The sequence below is a fragment of the Stenotrophomonas sp. 05L44_2 genome, assembly GCF_056665995.1.
The window spans coordinates 1-1,932 of record NZ_JBFTNR010000764.1 but is presented as its reverse complement, the minus strand read 5'-3'; the positions used below and the strand labels follow the sequence as shown (position 1 = coordinate 1,932).

Annotated in this window: 2 protein-coding genes and 1 pseudogene; 1 reads left to right on the top strand and 2 read right to left on the bottom strand. The window is 67.1% G+C overall.

Translation table 11 applies throughout. The annotated features are described in order from the left end of the window. Nucleotides 1-956, top strand: a 956-nt coding sequence (locus AC1VAN_RS20335; RefSeq protein WP_480986586.1) for a lyase family protein, incomplete at its 5' end; no start/stop codon positions are given. Nucleotides 957-1,037: 81 nt separating this feature from the next. Here AC1VAN_RS20335 and AC1VAN_RS20330 read toward each other — a convergent pair. Continuing rightward, the gene (locus tag AC1VAN_RS20330) at nt 1,038-1,463 is read right to left on the bottom strand and encodes a hypothetical protein (protein WP_032951937.1); all 426 of its coding nucleotides are present in this window, start codon (nt 1,461-1,463) and stop codon (nt 1,038-1,040) included. A gap of 107 nt (nt 1,464-1,570) precedes the next feature. Further along, nucleotides 1,571-1,932: pseudogene (locus AC1VAN_RS20325) on the bottom strand (hypothetical protein); the annotation flags it as partial.

Here is a 1,932-nt window from a genome sequence, read left to right as displayed (position 1 = left end):
CCCATGAGCAGCTGCTGCCGGCGCTGGTGCACCTGCGCCGGACGCTGGACAAGAAGGGCCGCAGCCTGCGCAAGGTGGTCAAGACCGGCCGCACCCATCTGATGGATGCGATGCCGCTGACCTTCGAACAGGAATTCGGTGCATGGTCGGCGCAGCTGGCCTCGGCCCAGGAGCGCATCGAGGACAGCCTCAAGCGCGTGCGCCGCCTGCCGCTGGGCGGTACCGCCATCGGCACCGGCATCAATGCCGACCCGCGCTTTGGTGCGCAGGTTGCCAAGGCGCTGAAGCAGCAGACCGGCTTCAAGTTCGACAGCGCCGAGAACAAGTTCGAAGGCCTGGCCGCGCAGGACGATGCGGTGGAACTGTCGGGCCAGCTCAATGCGCTGGCGGTAGCCCTGATCAAGATCGCCAACGACCTGCGCTGGATGAACGCCGGCCCGCTGGCGGGCCTGGGCGAGATCGAACTGCCGGCACTGCAGCCGGGCTCCTCGATCATGCCGGGCAAGGTCAATCCGGTGATCCCGGAGGCGACGGTGATGGCCTGCGCGCAGGTGATCGGCCACCACACGGCGATCACCGTGGCGGGCCAGACCGGCAACTTCCAGCTCAACGTGACGCTGCCGCTGATCGCGGTGAACCTGCTCGATGGCATCGGCCTGCTGGCCAATGTGTCGACCCTGCTGGCCGACAGCGCCATTGCCGGCCTGAAGGTGCGCGAGGACCGTGTGGCCGAGGCGCTGGCGCGCAATCCGATCCTGGTGACCGCGCTGAACCCGATCATCGGTTATGAGAAGGCCGCAGCGATTGCCAAGCGCGCCTACAAGGAGCAGCGCCCGGTGCTGGACGTGGCGCTGGAAGACAGTGGCCTGGCCGAAGCCGAGCTGCGCCGCCTGCTGGATCCGGCCGCGTTGACGGCCGGTGGCATCCAGGCCGGTGGCGGTGGTGCCGGCGGCTGATCGAGCGGTGTGCGGGCCGAGGTCCGCACCCACTACAGGCGAGAAAGAAGAACGCCGCCCGGGAGGGCGGCGTTGTTCGTTTCAGCGACGGTCGGCGACGATGTTGCCGAAGGTCTCGGTGTAATCCTTGAACTCGGGAATGGTCTGCACCAGGTCCGGCGGAATCACCTGCATGCCCTCCGGCGGCACGATCTTGACCGGCTGCATGTTGGGGTCGGCCGGTGCGGCCACCAGCGTGTTCTGGCGCAGCACCTGCAGCTTGCCGAACATCGTCTGCAGCATCTGCTTCTGTTCGGCGTTGAGCGGGATCAGGATCTCGTCGATCTTCATCTGCCCGTCGGGCAGGATGATGATGTTCGGTGCCGGCTGGCGGCGAACGGTCACGATGCTCTCGCTGACCGAGATCTTGGGTTTGCCACGCTCGGCGCGGTGGTTGCGGTAGTCCTGGTCACAGCCGACCAGGCCCAGGCAGAGCAGGGCGGCCAGCAGCAGAAACAGCTTTTTCATGGCGGTTCGATGAAGTGCATCCGGGGCTGCCATTGTAAGCCCGCCGGGGCGCAGCGGCCGGCAACGCAGGTGCGCGGCCGGCCGGGTGCGCTGATCTGTCACAGGGGTCAGCGGTTGACGACCGTGTCCTTGCCGCAGTCGTCCACATCGCTCTGGTCCATCGTGGCGTAGGGCTTGAACGCCGGCAGCGAGGCAGCCAGGGCCTGCTGGCTGGCCAGCATGGCCGGCATGCGGTCGCAGATGCGCTTGGCCTGCGCTTCGATCCTGGCGGCCTCGGCGTTGATCCGTTTCTCGATGCCTTCGCTGTCACCGCTGAAGATGCCCTTCAGTGCTTCACCGGCAGCGTTGGCGCCGAGCTTGGCACCTGCCAGGCCGACGTCCATGCCGTCCATCGCCACCGCCACCACGTTGCCACGGTAATCAAGCAGCTGGCGACGCTGGCCATCGTCCAGCGCCACCGGCTTGCCAC